Origin of the sequence: Flavobacterium tructae, assembly GCF_001853485.1 — a bacterium.
Classification (GTDB): domain Bacteria; phylum Bacteroidota; class Bacteroidia; order Flavobacteriales; family Flavobacteriaceae; genus Flavobacterium; species Flavobacterium tructae.
Genome location: NZ_MIKE01000026.1, coordinates 305,790 through 323,321, shown reverse-complemented (window position 1 = coordinate 323,321; position 17,532 = coordinate 305,790). Strand labels below are relative to the sequence as shown.

12 protein-coding genes are annotated in these 17,532 nt (G+C 36.8%); 2 read left to right on the top strand and 10 right to left on the bottom strand.

Annotation, left to right across the window (positions count from 1 at the left end; all coding sequences use genetic code 11):
* The first annotated feature begins 2 nt into the window (after positions 1 to 2).
* The gene (locus BHE19_RS18875; protein ID WP_070908373.1) at positions 3 to 1,091 is read left to right on the top strand and encodes an efflux RND transporter periplasmic adaptor subunit; all 1,089 of its coding nucleotides are present in this window, start codon (positions 3 to 5) and stop codon (positions 1,089 to 1,091) included.
* A 4-nt stretch (positions 1,092 to 1,095) separates the two neighbouring features.
* Entirely contained in the window at positions 1,096 to 1,530 is a 435-nt protein-coding gene (locus BHE19_RS18870) for a hypothetical protein (RefSeq protein ID WP_070908372.1), read from the top strand.
* Positions 1,531 to 1,943: 413 nt separating this feature from the next.
* On the opposite strand, the gene BHE19_RS18865 is transcribed toward BHE19_RS18870, so the two are convergent.
* From BHE19_RS18865 to BHE19_RS18820, 10 genes are all read right to left on the bottom strand, one after another.
* On the bottom strand, positions 1,944 to 2,165 hold the full coding sequence (locus BHE19_RS18865) for a heavy-metal-associated domain-containing protein (RefSeq protein WP_070908371.1): 222 nt from the start codon (positions 2,163 to 2,165) through the stop codon (positions 1,944 to 1,946).
* Between the two features lie 790 nt (positions 2,166 to 2,955).
* A complete protein-coding gene (locus BHE19_RS18860) occupies positions 2,956 to 5,376 on the bottom strand; it encodes a heavy metal translocating P-type ATPase (RefSeq protein ID WP_070908370.1) in 2,421 nt (806 codons plus the stop codon).
* Between the two features lie 87 nt (positions 5,377 to 5,463).
* Positions 5,464 to 6,027 carry a helix-turn-helix domain-containing protein gene (locus BHE19_RS18855; protein ID WP_070908369.1) on the bottom strand — a complete coding sequence of 188 codons (564 nt, stop codon included), beginning with the start codon at positions 6,025 to 6,027 and terminating at the stop codon, positions 5,464 to 5,466.
* 330 nt (positions 6,028 to 6,357) lie between these two features.
* Positions 6,358 to 6,693: a hypothetical protein gene (locus BHE19_RS18850; RefSeq protein WP_070908368.1), complete on the bottom strand. Its 336-nt coding sequence runs from the start codon at positions 6,691 to 6,693 to the stop codon at positions 6,358 to 6,360.
* A 117-nt stretch (positions 6,694 to 6,810) separates the two neighbouring features.
* Positions 6,811 to 7,152, bottom strand: coding sequence for a hypothetical protein (locus BHE19_RS18845; RefSeq protein WP_070908367.1), 342 nt, complete (start codon positions 7,150 to 7,152; stop codon positions 6,811 to 6,813).
* A 146-nt stretch (positions 7,153 to 7,298) separates the two neighbouring features.
* Positions 7,299 to 7,496, bottom strand: a complete 198-nt coding sequence (locus BHE19_RS18840; protein WP_070908366.1) for a hypothetical protein — start codon at positions 7,494 to 7,496, stop codon at positions 7,299 to 7,301.
* A 152-nt stretch (positions 7,497 to 7,648) separates the two neighbouring features.
* Entirely contained in the window at positions 7,649 to 8,308 is a 660-nt protein-coding gene (locus tag BHE19_RS18835; protein WP_070908365.1) for an IS1 family transposase, read from the bottom strand.
* Between the two features lie 236 nt (positions 8,309 to 8,544).
* The gene (locus BHE19_RS18830) at positions 8,545 to 8,802 is read right to left on the bottom strand and encodes a hypothetical protein (RefSeq protein ID WP_070908364.1); all 258 of its coding nucleotides are present in this window, start codon (positions 8,800 to 8,802) and stop codon (positions 8,545 to 8,547) included.
* 4 nt (positions 8,803 to 8,806) lie between these two features.
* Positions 8,807 to 12,481, bottom strand: a complete 3,675-nt coding sequence (locus BHE19_RS22990; protein ID WP_070908363.1) for a DUF6443 domain-containing protein — start codon at positions 12,479 to 12,481, stop codon at positions 8,807 to 8,809.
* 178 nt (positions 12,482 to 12,659) lie between these two features.
* The gene (locus BHE19_RS18820) at positions 12,660 to 17,504 is read right to left on the bottom strand and encodes a DUF5977 domain-containing protein (protein ID WP_124020468.1); all 4,845 of its coding nucleotides are present in this window, start codon (positions 17,502 to 17,504) and stop codon (positions 12,660 to 12,662) included.
* Positions 17,505 to 17,532: the final 28 nt, after the last annotated feature.

The window sequence follows — 17,532 nt, the reverse complement described above, 5'->3', positions numbered from 1 at the left end:
CCATGAAATTAATCTATTATATCCTTATCGGAATTGCAGTTGCATCTTGTAATTCAGAAAACAAAAAAGAAATGAAACCGGCAGCCATGCCCATGATGATGATGCAGAATTTTGAAATGGTTTCTCTGAAAAAGAGCAATCCGCTGGTTCCTCTGAAACTTGCCGGAGAATTGGTTTCGGACAAAGAAACGGCTATCTATGCCAAAGTAAACAGCTACGTAAAAAAACTGCATGTCGACATAGGTTCTCCGGTAACTACCGGACAAATCATTATGGTTCTGGAAGCACCTGAAATTCAGGCGCAGCTGGCGGCAGCAAAATCCAAATGGAAAGCACAGGAAGCCATATACATTGCTACCAAATCGAATTATGACCGAATGTTTAAAGCCAATGAAACCAAAGGCGCTATTGCAAAAGATGCGTTAGACCAGATTACCGCCAGAAAACTATCCGACCAGTCACAACTAGAAGCTGCAAAATCTGCTTATCAGGAAATACAGGCCATGAATGATTATCTGATCATCCGAGCACCTTTTAACGGAATTGTTGCTGAAAGAAATGTAGATCCCGGTTCTTATGTCGGTCCAATGGGCAAAGGTTCCGACAAACCTTTGCTGGTACTTCAGGACAATAAAAAACTGCGTGTTTCACTTTCTATTCCAGAGGCAAATACTCCCTATTTAAACTTAGGCGATTCGATACATTTTAAGGTAAGCTCGCTTCCGCAGAAAAAGTATAAGGCTAAAATTTCGCGTAAATCGGGAGTCTTAGATTTCAAATTACGCTCAGAACGCATAGAAGCCGATATTATGAAAATACATCCCGAACTGAAGCCTCTGATGGTGGTGGAAGCGATGCTTTCGTTACAATCTAATGAAGCAACATTCTTTGTACCTAAAACAGCCTTGGTAGAAAGTAATATGGGAATGTATATTATTCAGGTGATTGCAGGGAAAACCAAAAACATTCCCGTTGCGAAAGGACGTGCGCTGATGGATCAGATTGAAGTGTTTGGTGCGCTAAAGGAAGGCGACAACATTTTAATGAAAGCCACTGAAGAAATAACAGAAGGAACAAAAATTAAAAAATAAAACAATGAAAACAATTGGCCGCTATTTCCTTATTGCCGCAATGGCTGTAGTAATGATCTCGTGTAAAGATCAGGAAAACAAACCACAGAATCAGGTATCAGACCAAAAGGAGTTAATCATAAAAGACAGTACTGCTGCTTTAGAAGGAACTCCTGTACCCAATGATGAAGTGTGCATGGTAAATGATCTGCACATGGGTAAAAAACAAATTGAAGTTCCGTTCGACGGAAAAATGTATTATGGCTGCTGCAACATGTGCGTGGAGCGCATTCCAAACGATGAAAACGTTCGAAAAGCAACAGACCCACATACCGGAGCAAAAGTTGACAAAGCTTCGGCATATATCGTTTCGTTGAACAAACAGGGCAATGTAGCTTACTTTGAATCCGAAAAGAGTTATCAGAATTTCATTCAGGCCAACAAAGAATTGAAAAAATAATACCTGAAAAACAGATTCACTTTTCGAGTAAGAATAACAAAAGGGCTGTCCGAATTATCACCGGACAGCCCTTACTTTTTCAAGCTAAAAATTACTTTACTATTTTTCTTAAGACTAAAAAATTACTCTTTCTAAAATCTAATATTAAAAATTAATATCTATTCAATTAACAAAGAACATAATTTAATAAAAAGCAAGTTTTTAAAGTACTTTATTTTAATAATTAATTTAATTGAAAATCATCCTATTTTCACTAATAATCAACCGTCTATACGATAATCATTACTGCATTTTACTTAAAGTATTACTTTTAAAAAAATAAGCCCGATAAAACATCGGGCTTACTTTCAGTTCGGTAACGATAAGCATTAACTTTTGTTTAAAATCTGTAATCCAACAGAAGTCTTAAAGGATTAATTTTCTAAAGGTTCTGCTTTAAAACCTTTCGCTTTAACAATAGCAATGATCTCTTCGGCCGTGGCACCATTAGATTGAACGGTAAGCATTTTATCTGCATTAGTAGTGTCTACATTCCATTCACATATTCCTGCTGCATTGTCCAGGTCTGATTGTACTTTAGAAACACATCCGCCGCAGTTCAGGTTTGTTTTAAATTGAAAATCTTTCTTTTCCATTATATTGATGTTTTTAATTGTTATTTTATATTACAAATTTCCGTCAATTAAACCGTAATCGTTATACACTATTCTGTATTAGATTTATGAAATTTACTGATTGCTGTATCTTGTTTTACTTAATTAATTCATTCAAATTGCCAGTTGTTAGGTATTAAAAAACAGCACGCGGATTAAACCGATTCGCCAGGTGAAAACACGGATCAGAACAGATTTTTTTATTTGCAGGCGTAGAAATTGCTATTGCCCTTTCAGGGCGATATTTACTTTAATTTAAGACATAGTGCTTCGCACCATGCTGATGCTTTTGCTCTTTCAGAGCAATACTCCTCATAATACTCTATAAATTATAGATAAGAAGGCTCTTTTCTTTAAATATTCTCTTTATCATAGACTGCGTTAGGGAGAAAAGCGCCATGCTGATGTTTTTGCTCTTTCAGAGCAATACTCCTCATAATACTTCTAATAAATTATAGATAAGAGGGTTTCTTTCTTTAAATATTCTCTTTATCGCAGACTGCGTTAGGGATGAAAGCGGTATCCTTTTGTGATTCCTGTTATTTTTATGCCAGACAAAAAATGGCTATCACAAAAGATTTAGCGGACAGCCCGACCCGGAGGGGAACGCCATAATAATTAACCTGAAACTTGAATTCATTAGTCTAACGCCTTTTATATATATACAAAGGCTATGTTTCCAGAGATTAAAATGATTTCGACCAAATGGTGAAAATAAAAAAACGACGGGCCATAATCTTTGGAACCGCCGTTTGACAAACGCATCAAGAGTTTATTTTTTCCATTTCAGGCGCAAGCTGTTGCTCACTACACTCACGCTGCTCAAAGCCATGGCAGCTCCTGCAATCATAGGGTTTAGTAAAAATCCATTTATCGGATAAAGCACCCCCGCAGCAAGTGGAATACCAATTAGGTTGTAAATAAACGCCCAAAACAAGTTCTGTTTGATTGTCGCAACCGTTTGTTTAGACAGGCGAATCGCCTGAGGTATTTTGGTCAGATCAGAGGAGATAATCGTCATTTTTGCTACATCCATTGCGATATCGCTTCCCTTGCCCATCGCGATACTGACATCGGCAGTTGCCAGAGCTGTACTGTCGTTGATACCATCACCTACCATTGCCACTGTTTTACCTTGCTGCTGTAATTCTTTTATAAAATCAGCTTTGTGTTGTGGCAGAACTTCTGCTTTATAATGTTTGATTCCCGTTTGTGCGGCAATCGCTTTTGCAGTCGCTTCGTTATCTCCCGTTAGCATATACAGCTCAATATTCATCTCCTGCAATTCTTTGATCGCCTGAACAGAGGTTTCTTTGATTTTGTCGGATATCGCAATAACCGAAAGTGCCTGCTTGCTATTGGTAAACCAAATCACAGTCTTAGATTCCTTACCCCACTCTTCTGCCTGAATCAATAGTGATTCTGCGATGACAATGCTATTTTCTGCCAGCAGTTTTTTGTTCCCCACATAATAAGTTTCGTCGGCATAAACCGCTTTCGCACCTTTACCGGTAATACTGTCGAAATTGGATAAAACCACACCTGACACTCCTTCCAGACTTTTCACTACCGCTTCTGCTAACGGGTGTTCTGATTGTTTTTCAATACTTAGCAGAATATCTTTGGTAGTATCTACATCTTTTAACCACTTTATACCGGTCACTTGTGGTCTTCCTTCGGTAATCGTTCCCGTTTTATCGAGTACAATAGCCGTTACTTTTCTGGCCAATTCTAAACTCTCGGCATCTTTAATTAATATTCCGTTTTCGGCACCTTTACCTACACCTACCATAATCGCAGTTGGTGTGGCCAGACCTAAAGCACAAGGACAAGCAATAACCAATACGGTAACTGCTGCCATCAGCCCTTGCACTACAGCATTGTCTCCACCCAAAAACATCCAGGCCATAAAAGTAAGAAGTGCAATACCCATTACAATCGGAACAAATATACCTGCAATTTTATCGACCAATTTCTGCACCGGAGCTTTACTTCCCTGAGCATCCTGCACCATCTTAATAATCTGGGCAAGCATAGTTTCTTTACCTACTTTAACGGCTTTAAATTGAAAGCTTCCTTTTTGATTAATGGTTCCTGCAAACACTTTTTCATTTTCTTTTTTCAGTACAGGAACCGGTTCACCGCTTAACATGCTTTCGTCCACATAAGAATGACCTGAGATCACCATACCGTCTACCGCAATTTTTTCACCCGGCTTTACCAAAATAACAGCTCCTGCATTTACTTCCTCAATAGCTACTTGTTTTTCTGTCCCGTCGGGTTGAATAACGATCACGGTTTTAGGCTGAAGTCCCATTAGTTTTTTAATAGCCGATGACGTATTTCCTTTTGCTTTCTCTTCTAATAATTTACCCAGGAGAATAAACGCAATCACTACTGCTGCCGCTTCAAAGTAAACGTGTGCGTGCAATCCGCGCTGGTGCCAGAAATCTATGAATAACATATTAAAAACGCTAAACAAGTAAGCAATTCCAGTGCTCAGAGCTACCAGCGTATCCATATTGGCCGAGCGATGTTTGGCCTGCTTCCATGCATTTACAAAGAAGTCTTTCCCCAACCAAAGAATTACTGGTGTTGAAAAAAGCCACATGATCTCATTGGCATAAGGAATATTCATAAAGAACATCCCTATCACCACTACAGGCAATGACAATAGCACTGCCCAAATAGTTTTGTTTTTTAATTTTTTGAAATTTTCCGCATGAATAGTCTCCAAAGACTCCTGTTGTTTCGCTTCCTCTAAAATAAGCAAGTCGTAGCCAACGCCCTGAACTGCTTTTTGCAATTTAGAAGCATCTGTAAGGTTGGGAAGATATTCAACAGTAAGGTTTCCTGTTGCAAAGTTTACCGAAGCATTCACTACGCCCAATTCATAGGTTACAATACTTTCTGCACTGCTGGCACAAGAGGCGCAGGTCATTCCCAGAACCGGGAATGTATTTTTTACGGTTGGTACACCATAGCCGAGGTCTTTAATAGCCTTCACAGCGTTACCAACTGTTTCATTACCTTTAACCGTTATAGCGGCCCTGCGGTTGTTAACTTCCACTTTGTGAGTTTCAATTCCTTTAACCTCTGCCAATCCTTTCTCTACGATTAATGCACAGTGCTCACTGTTTACATCTTCTAACGGAATGTAAATTGTCTCCTTATTATTATCAGTTGTTGCCATAATTCAGTTGTTCTTTTATACCTGCAAAGTTGGCAAGAATAGCGCTGAATTGTATTGTGGAATTATGGATTTGATTTGTAATATTTACTACACCTCATCCAGAGGCTTTCTTTTCTCCGCCCGAATTTGCTTGAAATAACTTGGAGTCAAACCGGTTACTTTTTTAAACTGATTACTCAAATAAGCCACACTTGAATAATTCAGACGTAAAGCGATCTCGCTAAGCGATAACTCATCGTACACCAGAAGTTCTTTTATTTTTTCAATTTTTTGGGCAATAAAATACTTTTCTATGGTAGTTCCTTCTACTTCAGAAAATAAATTGGAAAGATAATTATAGTCATGGTTGATCTTTTCGCTCAGGATATCCGACAAATTATTTTTGGTATCATTATCCTGATGGTGTACCAAATCAATAATGATATTTTTAATCTTTTCGATGATTCTGCTTTTTTTATCGTCGATCACTTCAAATCCAAGAGCAACCAGTTCTTGTTCCAATAAAGTTCTTTCTGTGGCAGTCAATTCTTTTGTCAGCGTAACTTCCCCAAGCTTTATATTGGTAAACTTCAGGCTAAGTTTTTCAAGTTCGTTCTGAACCACCATAATACAGCGGTTGCAAACCATATTTTTAACGAATAATGTACTCATATCCTTATCTGATCTGATTTTTGATTTTATATGTACTTACAAATTTACCACTAAATTTCAATTAAGCATGCATCAAAAAGTTATGCAGAGAGAATCAGACGGTTGATTTTTGTTTAAGGTAAGGTAAAAGCATTTTGAGGCTTATTAAAAGACAAAAAACGAAAGAGACGACCTATCGGTCGCCTCTCTTTCTATTAAATAATTAATAAGTTATATTCTTTTTCAATTTGTTACATCGTTATTTTACAAAAACACCTAATCTGTAACATTGCCTATCATTATACTTTATAAAAAAAACCAATCTGTAACACTACTCTCCACTAAAACGCTTTATATAAACAACTTATAAAAAAAATAAAACAAGAAAAACAATATAGTGAATAAAAATATAAATAGTAAGAAATTATTTTTTTGTATTAAATTAATCCTAGTAAAAAAATAAAATAAAACTGCAGCGACATACGGCAAAATAATTAAGTTCATTAATTCAAGATAAAAAATATCCGTTGCCTTTTCTTGATAAATATCTAGATTTATCAAATCGTTATGAAAACTGTTTTTGGTAGTTTCCATATACCCTCCTATGGCAAATATTGCAATATGTTTGACCGTAGCAGCTATTGTTATGGAAAAAAATAATACTTTCAAAATTTCTTTTTTTCTCATTCTCTTACTTTTTTTGTTGTTTCTTTAAAATTTTCTATGAATGAACCACTTTGTGTCTCATATTGATTACTATTGTAATCCGCGGCAGACTGAAAAATGAATTCAATAACAGATAAATTAACCTACTAAGTTTATAGCTTCTTCTATATTAGGTTCTCTAGCTAATTTCAATACGCTAGCCATTACCTCTAACCAATGCCCTTCACTGTGCGTATCATGAAATGAAGCTCCATAGTATGAAGCATTTGGCGGATAAGAAATAATATTTTTCTCTTTTGCAATTTTAGAGAATATTATTGCTAATTTTTCTTTGTTAATAATTGTTTTTTCAAACCTTTCTGGTAAAATATTACAGGTACAAAATAATGATAGACATAGATTTGATAATTCCTCATAAGCTACATTATCTGATATTACTTTATTTAAATAATGAAAAAGTTCTTTGGTATTATAATCCATATTTTTTTTAATTACGTTTTTTTTAGCTTCTTTATTTTTTTTAATAGCTTCTTGTTTATATTTAATATTATTAGGAATAGTTTATTCTCTTCATCCAGCAACCCGTGTGGATTAGGTTTATAACCTTGGATTAACTCTCTTGTGAATTAGTTTTTCCCATTCTCTAATTGTGCAAAATCTTCAGCTAAACCTTTCTCTAAAAACTTTTTTTCGGCAAGAAGAACATCTCTCAAAATCAACTCTACATTTACTTTAACAACCGCAGCTCGAAGACCAGTAAGTTCATTTATATTTACTGAAGGAATAATAGAAACTAAAATAAAGATAGGAGAACTAAATTCCATCGATTCTATACGACCATCAGCCTTTCTCGGTTTTCCATCATATTAAACCAAACCTTCCGCTACCCAAGCATACATTACAATTACAAGCTTTCATTCCTTAAACATTTTTTTTAAGAACAAAATTTTAAAGGATAAACTTACTATTTTATTACTCAAACCCAAAAATAAATCTTCAAAACAGCTGCAAAAACTACTATACTTTTACTAAAGCAAATTGTCCTGCGGTTGAGTCTTTTCAGATGAGTTCTGAGTGTCAAATTTTTCCTCTCAATATGATTTGTCCCAAAACGTTTTACCGAATGCAATTTCTCATCAATCAGATACCTGTAATTTTTGAGTCTGTCCGTAAATATTTTCTTTGCTTCTGATAATTTTAAAGTATCCAAAACTCGATTAAGTGTTTTATTCGTTCTCTTTCCAAGATTAAAACTTACCACTGTTCTAGAATTCTTTTCCAAAGCATACACCAGCCAAATATAATTTTTCTTGTGCCTGATATAAGTACAAAGTTCGTCTACTTCATAAGTTTTACCTTTACTTATAATTGGTTTGCTAATACTTCTGGCAATTGAAACAATCCTTTTTAATAATGTTGTCGTTGATATTTTCAGTATTCTTGCGATGCTTCTTATTCCTAAACCTTCTTTGGTAAACAAAATTATATTTTGATTGATATTACTTTTATATGCATTATAGCCATACTCCGACTGTTGTCGCTTTTGACAGACACAGCATTTATATCTTTGATTACCGTTAGATTGAAATCCATTCTTTATGCATTTACCATTGCAAAAGCTACATTTTATTTTCATGACCTAATTTGATACACTAAGGTACAATAAAAGCATTTTAAGCCTTTTTAAAATATCAAAAACAAAAGAGACGACCTGCAGGTCGTCTCTTTTACTATTCAAAAATTACAATTTTATATTCTCTTTCAGGCAGTTAAATTGCTAACATGTAAAAACACCTAATCTGATACACTACCGTAATAATTGATCATCAACACATCTGATACACTACCAAACACCTAATCTGGAACATTACCCTATTGCATAAATCTAGCTTTAACAAATTCGTAAAGCTCTTGTTTTGAATTATATATTATAAATTCTATTTTATCATGTTCTTCAGAAATCCTATTAATAAATTCCTTTGTTTGCTGAATATCTGCAAAAACAGAATAGGTATTTTGATTTACAACATTATTTTGGTATGTATTAAAATTTACATCTAAAACAATACCTGTCTCACAATGGGCCATTAGAACGGCAAATTCATTCTCTTTTAAAGTTGGAAATTTCATAATTTTATCTTTCTAGTTTCACTGTTTTCACGCTAGCACCTTTAACAATACCTTTCGCTAAAGTTTCGGATTCACTTACAACTGTTCCGGGGGCTTGCACTAGGTTAACTGACTTTGTATTTGGGCTTTTTACTAATTGACTATTAGGAATATCCGCCGTTAAAACAACTCCCTCTCCGCTCGTCCTTAAAGCAAAATTCTCAGCAACATCAGGATTAGCTGTCCATGATGTATAATTACTCTCAGTAGTGACTGTATTATGCTCTAATGCCGTTGCATTGCCCCCTCTAGGTTTTGCAATCCCCTGTGTTGCATTTTCATAAGCAGGACTTGTACTATTCACTCCTCTGTATAATGTTGTCGAACCTTCTGTACTACTAGCAGTTGTTGCGATTCCTTTAGCAATAGATGATTCTGTAGCAGCAATTGAGCCCTTCGTTGCTATAGCGGCTACAGCAACTACTGCCAAATTCCCTATAGCTTCAGCATCACCTTTGCTAGCTCTTTTTACGGTACTAATAGCCCCAGGTATACCTGTGGCATTATAAGTTTTGTTTTTTGCAGAACTGTAATTACCATTAATAACGTCTTTACCAATACTCCAAACTGTCTTAGCTCCGTTATATACTCCAACAGCAGGAACTAAATTATGAACCCCCATGGATACAGCACTATTAACAAATCCTTTAGTGAATTGCTTTACACTATTCCAAGATGGCCAAGGCCACATTCCATCTGGATCGATAAAATAAACTGGGTTATCCATCGCGTAATTATAAGGAGACCATCTACGCCCTTTTTCTGCCAAAGGGTCAATGCTCATCCAACGTCCAATTGCTGGGTCATAATTACGTGCTCCATAGTCGTACATGTTAAGCCCCAGCTCATCTTGCAGCTCCTTGCCGTTGTATTTATACTTGTTATTACTAGCTACATAATCATTATAACCTGTATGTTTTAAACCAAAAGGATAATAATTATTCTCTTCAATAATTTCAAGAACTTGTGTCACAGGATTTTTAGCGTAACTCAAGCGTACGTTGCCTAAATGATCTTTGTATTGATAGACATACTTTTTATATATGTCATCATAATACCCCTCTGCCGTAGGGAAAAACTGCAACATTGGTTGTGATGGCACATTCAGACTTGCCGACTGCGCTGCAAAGGCACTAAAACGATTCGCCTCTACCGGGGGATCTATTACAGGATCTGTACCATCAATAGGGGGATCCGTATTTCCAGGATCATCAGGCACATAACCATCACTAATAACATAACTGTACTGAAAACCTGTCAGATACTCCGTATGAGTAATACTGCTGGCTTCTTTTACAATTTTCTCCAGTTTCTGCCCCGTGGCGTTGTAAATATACTCAATCGTGCCATTTGTTCCAAATGTAATTTTATTTGGTAAATTGAGTTGGTTGTATTGTATTGCGGTGATGTTTTTGTTTTTGTCGGCAATCATATTGCCGTTAAGATCGTACGTAAAATCATCCCCCGTTTTATTTGCGTCTTTAAAGCCTTCGTTATCATTTCCCGCAGGACCGTCAGTTACTTTAGTAAGTTGATTCGAGTTTTGATCCAAATAACCATAAGTCAAATCATCGATTTGAAAAACAATAGACGGCGCGTCGCTGGCTCCATAGCGCTGCAAAGACTTAATATTTCCATTTTTATCATAACTCAAACTTTCGTTATAGGCTCCTGAAACCGGAATGGCATCATTGGGTTTACTGTAAATGGCACTGGTCAGACGATTCAGATTATCGTACTGATAACCATAAGAACGCTTGGCAAGATCTGTTCCGGTTTTCCAATAGGTTTCTGAAATATTTCCATTGTATAAGGCCTGAATCTGTGAGTTGCCCGGCTGTTTGTCATAATTAATCTTAAAGGCAAACAGATCTTTCGGATCTGTATCTTGCTGCAGGTTTTCCACATTGTTAATTCCGGTAAGCCAGCCTCTTATGTTGTAACTGTAGTGTACTTTCTGCAAAGAGTTCGATGTATTGTTACCGACTTGTTTAGTAATCAATTGTCCCAGATCATCATAGGTATTATGTGCCAAAACCTCAATAGTTCCGCTATTAACCTGATGAGTATGGGTCAACAAGCGATCCTCAGGCGAATAGGTATACCCCTCACTTACGATCAGCTCTGAATCTCCGAACGTACGTTTGTGCCTAGTGACGGTATAAAGCGATTTTCCGGTAAAATCTAAACCATTTTCGATATTGGTATAACCGCCTAAATGATTTTGTAATTGTGTACTCACGACTCTGGATTTGCTATCGTAAAAGGTGGTAGTAATTTCTCCAAATGTTTCAGATGCCGTAGTCAGCGCTCTTGTCCAGCTTCCAGTCATCAGGCCTTTGGCATTGTCTAAAACAAGCTGCCCACCGGCAACTGTAGGTTTAGCAGGTACACCGGGATAATTATAATCGTCGTAATAAGTAACCGTTAAAAGTTTAAAATTTGTTGGCGCAATAGTGTTACTGTAATATACCGAAATATTGTCTATGATTCCTGAGGTCTGTTTGGTTTCAAACAAAACAGTAGCCATATTTTGTTCGTCCTGCAATGTTTTTCTTATGCTCGATCCCAAAGGCTGACCGCTCCAGCCCGTATAGACGGGTCTGCTAAAAGCATCGTATTTGGTAATGAGCCAGCCTTCGGTGGTTTCGTCTTTAAAAGGCGAAAAAGCAGGTCCCGTCGCGACGGGACGATCCAGTTTGTCATAGACTATATACTCCCATTGTTTTCCGGGCATTTTTTTCTCTACCAAACGATTGCGGTTGTCGTATTTGTACTGGTAACACAAACCGTTTAAAACCTCATTACTAATTGTTCCTGTTGCCTTTGGTGGCAGTACATAAGTCAGATTGCCATAAACATCGTAAACATAATAGGTATCGTGTCGGTTTCCTGACTCATAGGTTCTTTTTAAAATGACTTGTCCTTCTTTGTTTTTAAATTCAACGGTTGATCCGGAAGATTCACCTGGATTTGCAGTCGTATTCTCGTCGTAAGTTATCGTTTTGTACAACTCCTTATCAGGATAGGTTCCTAAGTCTGAAAAACTGATTTGATATAAGCCCTGACTGGCTTCCCAGGTTGCGGTGGCTTTGTATGATTTTACAGCATCGGCAGAAATATTGGTTCCATAATCCAATTTAATTTCATGGCCGCTCCCTAAAGCCCAGGAAGTTCCCGGTGCGGCTTGTTTGACCACGCGGTTCAAAGGGGAACGTTCAAACGACTTTTCAGAAAAAGGGTTTGCAGTATTGTCGTATTTGCTGGTACCATAAATTCCATTTAAAGTAGTTATGGCTGTGGTTGCGTCAATTCTGGGATAACTGCTGCTCCCATTGGCAGCTTCATAAGGCAGATATTCTTTAGCTTGTCGCCCAAAACCATCATATTCCATAGCGGTTATGATATCTTTTCCGGCTGTTCCCTGACTAATGGCAATGGTTTGTATCGGACGGCCCAGTCCGTCAAAATAAGTCACATTCTGACTTAATTCGTCTTTGGTTAGCGTATTTAGTTTTGCCGCCTTAACCGGTTTTTTGGGAGCAAGTGTGTATACAAAGTTATCATCGCTGAGGGTCTGGGCTTTTACGCTCCAACTTGTCCATGACAACAATGCCAATATGAAGAAATATTTTTTCATATTAATACATTTTATGGTTTGAAAATTTATCATTCTTTTTATTTTTTTTTAGACTAAATAGTAAAACAAAAAATTACAATTCGGATTGGTAATTTGAGTTCAATATTTATACGTGTAGCGATTAATCTGATTGTCTTTTTAATTAACCTTATACACCTGTCATTAATAGCAGTTTGTTTTATTGTTCTTCTATAGCACCTTCATTACATTCTCCATTTCGATCGGCATAACCTTGTCCGTGTCTGTCAATCTCTTCTTCGGCTTGTCGATCTGCATCGGCCTGAGAGTATTGTGAACTGTATTTCTGTGCAGGAACACTATAGATCACTACTGTTCCATTCATCCCCGCAGGGCAATACGATCTTCTTATAGATCGTTGGGTATAAACATTATAAAACAAACATTGACCATTGGCATTGGCATTGGCTTTTCCTTCTGCGTTGAGTTTTGTCAAAGCCTCACTATCAGCATGAGCCTGAGAGGTGTTTGATAGTACTGCTCCTTCAGATAAAGCATACCCTACATAGGTACCAATAGCTCCACTAACACAAGGAGCTTTCTGGAAAGAACCGCTTATAGCTCTACTTCTAAAAGTACAATAGCCATTGGCATTGGCATTGGCCCGACCTTCTTCTTGAAACTTGGTCCACGCCTTACCATCAACATCTGCTTGCGATGTATTATTTAAGGTCACGGCACCTAGAGGTAAGCTATAATTTACAAAAGAACCTATTCCGGCAAGTGTGCAATCGCTTTTCTCAAAAGGCTGAGCCGGTATTGCCGCACTTTGAAATATACAATTGCCATTAGTATTAGCAAAAGCTTCACCATTAAGATCAATTTCTCTTTGCGCCTGTCCATCAGCATCGGCCTGAGAACTTTCAGAATGGTACTTTCCTGCAGGAACTGTATACCGAACCGTAGTGGGAGTACCGCCAGCGGTACAGTTATTTCGTGTGATGAATCGGTTTTGATTGGTGTTTTTAAAAGTACATTTTGCATTAGCATCATTATTAGCAAATGCCTGTCCGTTGTTATCAATTTCTCTTTGAGCCTGAGCATCAGCATCGGCCTGAGAAATAGTCGAACTATAAATGCCTGCTGCAACAGTATACCAAACACTGGCGGGAATACCTCCTGGCGCACAATTATTTCTCGCTATTAATCGGCTTTGAACTGTATTTTTAAACGTACATTTTGCATTGGCATCATTGTTAGCAAATGCCTGACCGTTGTTATCAATTTCTCTTTGAGCCTGTCCATCAGCATCGGCCTGAGAAGTAGTCGAACTATAAATTCCTGCGGCCACAGTATACCAAACACTGGCAGGTGTACCTCCTGGAGCACAATTATTTCTCGCTATTAATCGGCTTTGAACTGTATTTTTAAACGTACATTTCGCATTAGCATTAGCATAAGCATATCCGTTATCATTAAGATCTTTCTGAGCCTCATTGTCTGCATCGGCCTGAGAACTTTCAGAGGAGTGTTTTCCGGCTTGAACGGTATATAAAATACTTTCGGGCGTACCTCCCGCAGCGCAATTGTTTCTGGTAAACCATGCACTTTTAGCAGTATTCTTAAAAATACATTTAACCGAAGGATTATTGTCTGCGTAAGCCTGCCCTTCTGTATTGAACTTTATGAGACCATTTTCATCTGCATCAGCCTGTGAAATGGTCGACGTAGATGCCCCAACCGCCTGATTATAAGTCACACTTTGTCCCACACCTCCGACAGGGCAGTTCTTTTTGGTAAACGACCCGCTTCTGGCCACACTTTTATAGAGGTAATCACTCGTTGAAGTATTATCGCTGCAATCCGTCTGCTGTCCTTTATAATTGTAACAATATTTTTGTAGTATATTTAAATCCTGGTCTTTTACAAACTTTAATCTGCCAAAGGAATCATATTCATAGTAAGAAGGTATTCCTTTTGGATCTGTTACACTGGTTACTCCAACCAGTGGATTATAAGTGTAGGACGAAATAAAAGCATTTGGCAATGAACTTATAAGTGTCTTTAATCCCTCTCTCAATTTTTGTTCTGTACAATTATCTGACAAACAATTATCAATATCGGCATTAGAGAGTGTTTGCAAACTTGCTATTGTTGCTGACGGAATCAGGTTGTACACCACATTTTCGATTTTGGCAATAGGCTGTGTTTTATTATATCCCCAAATAATCGATACCGGTATACCGCTCTCTAAAGTATATTGTAGAATATTTCCTTTGTCATCATACTGATCATAGGTTATTTTTTTATCTAAACTCAAATCAATAGAAGATGCTCCCTTATTTGCGTAAACAGATCTTGGCAACAATAAATTACTTGTTGCTGCGCTTTTCTCATAAACTGTCTTTTGTTCGGATAGTTTAACCTCTTGTTTAAAAACTTGTGTATCCAGAACTTTTCCAATCATATTCTTAGCCATTAACTCATTTCTGAAGGGTTCTGATACCATTTCAGAATCTGAAGGATAAAAATATTTGATCTCAGTAGTCGCTTTAGTATCCGCTACCTCTTGTTTAGAAACTGTAGTGCTTTGTGAACTTAATTTTAAATGAGATGGATTATTGTATTTATATGTCGTTATGGTAGTTACGGGATTTGAACCCTTCACATCATATTGGGTATTTGATTCAGATTCCAGATAAAACCAGTACGAATTGGTCGTATACTTACTGATGTTCAAATGTTCAATATTTTTATAATTTGGACTAGTGAAATGATATAACGCATTGTATTTGATCTCAATAGCCACTCCGGGTATTTTACGCGTGTATTGATCCTCGAGTTTATATTGGTTTTCAACTATGCTTAAATCATCTAAGTTTTTATTGAAAACCTTTTTTATATGCAGCAAACCATTTTTCCAGCTCAGATTAACCCAGGGAGCAGAGGTTAAATAACTGTCAAGACACAGATAAGGAGGAATATCTGCAGAGATGTAGTACTGAAATTCTTCACCTCCATTTTCAAAATTTGGCCCTCCGTGGCTCACTGTTACATATTCATAAGTGGTAGAACTGTTTCCCATTGATCGATACAAAGGATAAATACTGTTGGCATTAATATTTATAAATTTAGCCCATGTCTCAATATTCCAATAATTTGGAAGGCCTGTATTTTTATCACAAAATGCCCTCTGTTCACTGAAGCTTATCAAGTTTATCGGAATCCCTTCTACTCCGGTTGAAGTAAAACGGCTTTCTTTTTTACCATAATAATAATGTTTAACATCGGCTTTGTTAGATGCCGTATCGAAACTGGTAATTTTTGCAATTCTTAATCCTGCTACAGGAATGTTAGCTTTAGACTCCACTCCGCCACCTTTACAATAAGTAAAGTTTACCTGTCCTGTGGTTTTAGCATCAGGAGAAAATGTAACAGATATCTTATAGCTATTGTTTTTAAGAAACGTATAGGGCAATTTTTTAGGTTTATTATGCTCATCAGCAGTAATCGGAAAAGAACTAAGCTGTGGGTTAGTTAAATTTTCAACTTTAACAGTAAGCCATAATTCTCCCACCGGAAATGTACCTTCTGTGAATTCATAATCATTATAGAAAACTCTTGCCAGTATTTCGGTCTCATGATCTGCTTTACTTTCAAAAACAAATTCTCCTGTTTTTTGCTCCCGATCATAAAGCGGGTTATAAAACGGGATATTCTTTAGTTCAATTTCACAATCACTTATGACAGTTCCCCATACAGAATTAGCTTCGTATTCAAAATCATTGTAGCCTTTAGTAGGGTATACCACTCTTTTTAATATTCCCTTTTTAGCAAAGTCCACATAAGGGCGTTTATCTCCATATGATCTCCCCATAAGCGCATTTTTTACAAGATCAGTTTGTGGATAAAGATTTTTATGAATAACAGCATCAGGATAAGTGCCCGATTTACCGTTGTAGTATCCCCACAAATCTCTCTGATCGGATAAGCGGGCAACCAAACCATTAGGATCATCATATTCAAAACCATACTTCTTTGAAGGATCTTTAAAAATACATTCTGTTAGAAAAATCCTTTTATCGGCTGTAAAAAGATATTTAAAATCAGCTTTTTCAATTACATTTAGTTTTCCTGCATCAAAGACCTGAATCCCTTCTATTAAAAAATTCCCTATCAGGTTCGGATTTCCTTTTAGTTGAAAAGACACGCTGCCATACTGAGATTCAGTACTACTGATGCTTTCTATTGTTTTTCCCATCACATTCAAATGGTTTTCACTCCGATTTGATGAACCCTGAAAAGGGTGACTTAAACAATTTAACCCTTCACTGATTTTTATTCCAAATGACTCACTAATGTTGGAGATAAAACTATAATTAGAATCTTTATAGGTAAAGTTAACGACATCACCTTCGGGATGAATGATTTTAGTCAGATACCATCCTGTAGCAACAGTCTGCGGAGCTTCTACGTTTTCCCATGTACTATATTCTGTACTGGTAAATTGATACTCAACCCCGTCCTCTGTTGTTATCTTAAAACCGGATTTAATACTGGTTCCCAGTTTTTCAATCTTTAAATTATTCTGTGAAACTAACACTGCTTTACCGTTATTGTCAAAAACAAACTGTCCGGATTGTCCCTGAAAATTATAGGAGTACATATCAGGCTGTGTATCATTAAACTGGTTATTCTCTATGTAGGCAAAAAAGTTATCAGAACAATACATATCTTCAGAAATGGAAGCTGTTCGTTCATCGTCATCCTTCCCTCTCACTATTCGATTGATAATTCCTCCGGTATTCAGATTCCATCCCAGTCCCACATTAGTCTCCATCTGGTCTACCTGTATACCGTTTGAATTATAATTCAAACTAATAGGAATTGCAATATTTTTAGTTTTGTAAGTGTATAGGGGTACACTTATATTCGGAGTACCGGTAAAGGTTCCTACATCCGCCTGACCGTACCTGCCCAATTCATAAGCGGTTGGTGAAGGTGGTATAATTTGTGGCGCAGACTGAGCGTTATTTTGTGCAAATATTTCGAATGAAAAGAGCAAAAAAAACAGACAGCTTTTTATTTTTAAA

Bases quoted from the DNA above. Each gene is read 5' to 3' on its own strand.
- BHE19_RS18875 (WP_070908373.1), top strand. From the start codon at position 3: ATGAAATTAATCTATTATATCCTTATCGGAATTGCAGTTGCATCTTGT.
- BHE19_RS18870 (WP_070908372.1), top strand. From the start codon at position 1,096: ATGAAAACAATTGGCCGCTATTTCCTTATTGCCGCAATGGCTGTAGTA.
- BHE19_RS18865 (WP_070908371.1), bottom strand. From the start codon at position 2,165: ATGGAAAAGAAAGATTTTCAATTTAAAACAAACCTGAACTGCGGCGGA.
- BHE19_RS18860 (WP_070908370.1), bottom strand. From the start codon at position 5,376: ATGGCAACAACTGATAATAATAAGGAGACAATTTACATTCCGTTAGAA.
- BHE19_RS18855 (WP_070908369.1), bottom strand. From the start codon at position 6,027: ATGAGTACATTATTCGTTAAAAATATGGTTTGCAACCGCTGTATTATG.
- BHE19_RS18850 (WP_070908368.1), bottom strand. From the start codon at position 6,693: ATGAGAAAAAAAGAAATTTTGAAAGTATTATTTTTTTCCATAACAATA.
- BHE19_RS18845 (WP_070908367.1), bottom strand. From the start codon at position 7,152: ATGGATTATAATACCAAAGAACTTTTTCATTATTTAAATAAAGTAATA.
- BHE19_RS18840 (WP_070908366.1), bottom strand. From the start codon at position 7,496: ATGGAATTTAGTTCTCCTATCTTTATTTTAGTTTCTATTATTCCTTCA.
- BHE19_RS18835 (WP_070908365.1), bottom strand. From the start codon at position 8,308: ATGAAAATAAAATGTAGCTTTTGCAATGGTAAATGCATAAAGAATGGA.
- BHE19_RS18830 (WP_070908364.1), bottom strand. From the start codon at position 8,802: ATGAAATTTCCAACTTTAAAAGAGAATGAATTTGCCGTTCTAATGGCC.
- BHE19_RS22990 (WP_070908363.1), bottom strand. From the start codon at position 12,481: ATGAAAAAATATTTCTTCATATTGGCATTGTTGTCATGGACAAGTTGG.